This is a genomic window from Staphylococcus simulans (assembly GCF_003043455.1).
GTDB lineage: Bacteria > Bacillota > Bacilli > Staphylococcales > Staphylococcaceae > Staphylococcus > Staphylococcus simulans_A.
Genome location: NZ_PZGG01000098.1, coordinates 1 through 5023 on the forward strand (window position 1 = coordinate 1; position 5023 = coordinate 5023).

The following is a 5023-nucleotide window of genomic DNA, read 5'->3' on the forward strand; positions in this document are numbered from 1 at the left end:
GTGGAAATGACACTGATTGAAAAAGATGAAAAATATTACAAAGTTCTATACTTATAGTCTAAAAGGTTACCTATTACCGTTTACAACGATATTTTTTATGATTTTTATTCTTATTTTGACTTCCTATAGCTATCAATATAGCTTAAAATTAAAGACAATACACAACCTTAACATCTACTATAAACAACAACTAGAACAAATTGTTGAGAAGGATGATAAATATGAAAAACAAGGAAGTTAAAAAAGAACCCATCATTTTCATAGGGTTTATGGGAACAGGTAAGACAACTTTAGGAAAATATATTGCCGAAAAAGAGGGGAAAAGCTTTATCGATTTAGATGAATTGATTGAATTTCGAACTAATCAATCCATCCCCGAAATCTTTAAATCACAAGGAGAACTCGGTTTTAGAAAATTGGAAGCACAATATCTACAGGAAGCTATTAATGAGTATGATGTCATTTCTACTGGCGGCGGTGTGATTGAAAGTGCTGATTCTATGGAAATTTTATCTCACTATAAATTTATTATTTGGTTAGATGCAAGCATTCAACTTATATTCGATAGAATTAAAAATGATAGTAATCGACCCAACGCTGCAAATAAAGCATTCGATGAATTAAAAAGGTTGTATTTATCAAGGGTTTCACGATATAATGAAATCGCATTCAGCAGAATGGATACAGAAAATGACTTAAAAATATTACATCAAAATTTGATGAATATGATTATAGCGAATGATCAGTATTGGAGAGAATGAATGACCAAAACATTATAACTATTTTGGTTAGGATTCATCGCCGAAGGTGCAAGATGTTATATCGAATCTCTCAGGCAAAAGGATAATACTGTGACGCATTCCTGAAGGTAACTACAGGATAGCAATTGGTTTTGCTATCCTGTTTTTAATATTTAATCACATATAGGGGGTTGCAAGATGTCAAACGACTTAAAAAAGACACCATTATACGACCGTTTTATTGAAAGCGGAGCAAAAATTGTAGAATTCGGTGGATGGGCAATGCCTGTTCAATTTTCTAGTATCAAAGAAGAACATAACGCAGTAAGGGAAGTTATGGGAATCTTTGACGTCAGCCATATGGGCGAAGTATTAATTGAAGGCAAAGATGCATCAGAATTCATTCAATATGTGCTTTCAAATGATACTGACCAATTATCAGACAACAAAGCGCAATACACTGCACTTTGTAATGAAAAAGGCGGCGTGATTGATGATTTAATCACTTATAAATTAGATGATAATAAGTTTTTACTAGTGGTTAATGCTGCAAATACAGATAAAGACTATGAGTGGATTAAGTCTCACTCAGATAAATTCGATGTAAATGTCGAAAATGTTTCAGATCAATACGGTCAACTAGCAGTTCAAGGACCAAAAGCTCGTGATTATGTTGCAAGCTTAGTTGATGTAGATGTTTCTGAAATGAAACCATTCGAATTCAAAAAAGACGTTAAAATCTTTGGGAAAAATGTCATCTTATCTCAATCAGGTTATACTGGTGAAGATGGTTTTGAAATTTATTGCGATTCTAAAGATGTCGTAGATATTTGGGATGGTCTTTTAGAAAATGCAGATTTAAAACCAGCTGGATTAGGCGCTCGCGATACACTTCGTTTAGAGGCTGGCTTACCTTTACATGGCCAAGAATTATCAGAAGATATCACACCTTATGAAGGTGGAATCGCATTCGCTGCTAAACCATTGATTGAAGCAGACTTCATCGGAAAAGAAGTATTGAAAGACCAAAAAGAAAATGGAGCAAAACTTAGATCAGTTGGTTTAGAAATGATTGAAAAAGGTATCCCAAGAACTGGCTATGATGTGCTAGACTTAGAGGGTAACAAAATTGGGCAAGTTACATCTGGTACGCAATCGCCAGCAACTGGAAAAGGCATTGCATTAGCAATGATTGACCGTGATGAATTCGAAATGGGCAAAGAAGTCATCGTTCAAGTAAGAAAGCGTCAAGTCAAAGCTAAAATTGTCAAGAAAAATCAAATCAGTAAATAATTTAATGAAGGGGTGGCAGTGGTGAGTCATCGTTATATACCATTAACTGAAAAAGACAAGAAAGAAATGTTAGAAACAATCGGCGCAAGCTCAATTGAAGAGTTATTCGGAGATGTGCCAAAAGAAATTTTATTAGATAGAGAGTTAGATATTCCAAATGGAGAAGATGAAACTACTTTATTCAAACGTCTTAGCAGAGTTGCTAATAAAAACATTACAAAAGAAGATCATACTTCATTCTTAGGTGCAGGTGTTTACGACCATTACGCACCAGCTGTTGTAGATGCTATGATTTCACGTTCAGAATTCTATACAGCATATACGCCTTATCAACCTGAAATCTCACAAGGGGAACTTCAAGCAATCTTTGAATTCCAAACTCTAATTTGTGAACTAACAGGTATGGATGTTGCAAACTCATCAATGTATGATGGTATGACAGCATTTGCTGAGGCATGTATTTTAGCACTTAGTCAATCTAAAAAGAATAAAATTGTTGTTTCTAAAGGATTGCATTATCAAGCATTACAAGTACTTCATACTTACTCAAAAGTTAGAAGTGAATATGAAATTGTAGAAGTTGATTTAGATGGTACTGTAACTGATTTAGAAAAATTAGACGCAGCTATCGATGAATATACAGCAGCAGTAGCTGTTCAATATCCTAACTTCTATGGTTCTATTGAAGATTTAGAAAAAGTTAAATCATTTATCAAAAGTAAAAAGACATTATTCATTGTCTATGCAAATCCACTTTCACTTGGCTTGTTAACACCTCCAGGTGAATTCGGTGCAGATATTGTTGTAGGTGATACACAACCATTCGGTATTCCTAGTCAATTCGGTGGACCACACTGTGGTTTCTTTGCAACGACAAAAAAATTGATGCGTAAAATCCCAGGCCGTTTAGTTGGTCAAACAAATGATGACCATGGAAATCGTGGTTTCGTATTAACTCTACAAGCGCGTGAACAACATATCCGTCGTGATAAAGCAACTTCGAACATTTGTTCAAACCAAGCATTAAATGCTTTAGCATCTTCAATCGCTATGTCAGCATTAGGCAAACAAGGTATTCAAGATATTGCTGAGCAAAACTTTGAAAATGCTAACTATGCTAAAAAAGAGTTTGAAAAAGCAGGTGTAGAGGTTTTACCAGGTACATCTTATAATGAGTTCGTTATTAAGTTGAACAAACCTGTTAAAGAAGTAAATGGTCAATTATTAGAAGAGGGTATTATTGGCGGTTTCGATTTAACTGAAATCAATGACGATATGGGACACGCAATGCTAGTTGCGGTCACTGAATTAAGAACAAAAGATGAAATTGATACTTTTGTGAAGAAAGTGGGTGAGATTAATGGTCAGTAAATCAAGTCCATTAATTTTCGAACGTTCAAGAGCAGGAAGATATGCATACTCTCTTCCAAAAAAAGAGATTGATACAAATGCAGTAGAAGAATTATTAGATGATAAATTCATCCGTAAAAATAAAGCAGAATTCCCTGAAGTATCAGAATTAGACTTAGTAAGACACTATACTGAGTTATCTAACAAGAACTTCGGTGTAGATACTGGTTTCTATCCTTTAGGATCATGTACTATGAAGTACAACCCTAAAATCAACGAAAAAGTAGCACGTATCCCTGGGTTTGCGGAAGCACATCCATTACAAGAAGAATCTCAAATTCAAGGTTCTTTAGAAATTATTCATAGTTTACAAGAAGAATTAAAAGAAATTACAGGTATGGATGAAGTAACATTGCAACCTGCTGCAGGTGCGCATGGTGAATGGACAGCATTAATGATTTTCAAAGCATACCATGAAAAAAATGGTGAAGGTCACCGTGACGAAGTAATTGTTCCTGACTCAGCACATGGTACAAACCCTGCTTCAGCAGCTTTCGCTGGTTTCAAATCAGTTACAGTTAAATCTGATGAAAACGGTGAAGTAGACGTTGAAGATTTAAAACGTCTTGTTAACGAAAATACAGCTGCAATTATGTTAACAAACCCAAATACTTTAGGTATTTTCGAACATAACATTATGGAAATCGGTAAAATTGTTCATGATGCTGGCGGTCTATTGTACTATGATGGTGCAAACTTAAACGCGATCATGGATAAAGTAAGACCTGGAGATATGGGCTTTGATGCTGTACATTTAAACTTACACAAAACATTCACTGGGCCTCACGGCGGTGGTGGACCAGGTTCAGGTCCTGTTGGAGTTAAAAAAGAACTTGCTAGCTTCTTACCTAAACCAATGGTAATCAAAGATGGCGACACTTATAAATACGACAATGATATTAAAGATTCTATCGGTCGTGTTAAACCATTCTATGGTAACTTTGGAATCTATTTACGTGCATATACGTACATTAGAACAATGGGTAATATTGGCCTTAAAGAAGTATCAGAAGCTGCTGTTCTTAATGCCAATTACATTAAAGCGCGTCTAAAAGATGCATTTGACATTCCATATAACCAATATTGTAAACACGAATTCGTATTAAGTGGATCTAAACAGAAAAAAGAAGGCGTTCGTACATTAGATATGGCGAAACGTTTATTAGACTTTGGTGTTCATCCACCTACAATTTACTTCCCGCTTAACGTGGAAGAAGGTATGATGATTGAACCTACAGAAACTGAATCTAAAGAAACTTTAGATTACTTCTGTGATGCATTAATTCAAATCGCTGAAGAAGCAAAAGAAGATCCAGACAAAGTGCTTGAAGCACCTCATAATACTGTAATCGATAGACTAGATGAAACTAAGGCAGCTAGACATCCAGTCTTGAAATTCGAGAACTTACACGAAGAAAAACTATAAAATTAACTATTTAGTTATCATAATTAAGGGGCCGGGACATAATTGTTCTGGAACCTAATAAAAAGGACGATTTTCACATATAAAAATGAAAATCGTTCCTTTTTTATTTTGTCCAAGAAATTTTCAGCTCGTAGAGCTGCTAATTTCCTAATAT

At 34.9% G+C, this 5023-nt stretch carries 4 protein-coding genes and 1 riboswitch; all 4 genes read left to right on the forward strand.

Annotated features, from left to right (window positions below):
• Nucleotides 1–221 precede the first annotated feature (221 nt).
• The gene (locus tag BU038_RS11775) at nucleotides 222–761 is read left to right on the forward strand and encodes a shikimate kinase (RefSeq protein ID WP_158262799.1); all 540 of its coding nucleotides are present in this window, start codon (nucleotides 222–224) and stop codon (nucleotides 759–761) included.
• A riboswitch (glycine riboswitch) is annotated at nucleotides 739–857 on the forward strand. Its footprint overlaps the gene before it by 23 nt.
• Nucleotides 858–938: 81 nt before the next feature.
• Nucleotides 939–2033 carry a glycine cleavage system aminomethyltransferase GcvT gene (gene gcvT / locus BU038_RS11780; RefSeq protein ID WP_107606178.1) on the forward strand — a complete coding sequence of 365 codons (1095 nt, stop codon included), beginning with the start codon at nucleotides 939–941 and terminating at the stop codon, nucleotides 2031–2033.
• A gap of 21 nt (nucleotides 2034–2054) precedes the next feature.
• Nucleotides 2055–3404, forward strand: a complete 1350-nt coding sequence (gene gcvPA / locus BU038_RS11785) for an aminomethyl-transferring glycine dehydrogenase subunit GcvPA (protein WP_107606179.1) — start codon at nucleotides 2055–2057, stop codon at nucleotides 3402–3404.
• On the forward strand, nucleotides 3394–4869 hold the full coding sequence (gene gcvPB / locus BU038_RS11790; RefSeq protein WP_107606180.1) for an aminomethyl-transferring glycine dehydrogenase subunit GcvPB: 1476 nt from the start codon (nucleotides 3394–3396) through the stop codon (nucleotides 4867–4869). The genes gcvPA and gcvPB overlap by 11 nt, the downstream gene beginning before the upstream one ends.
• Nucleotides 4870–5023 lie beyond the last annotated feature (154 nt).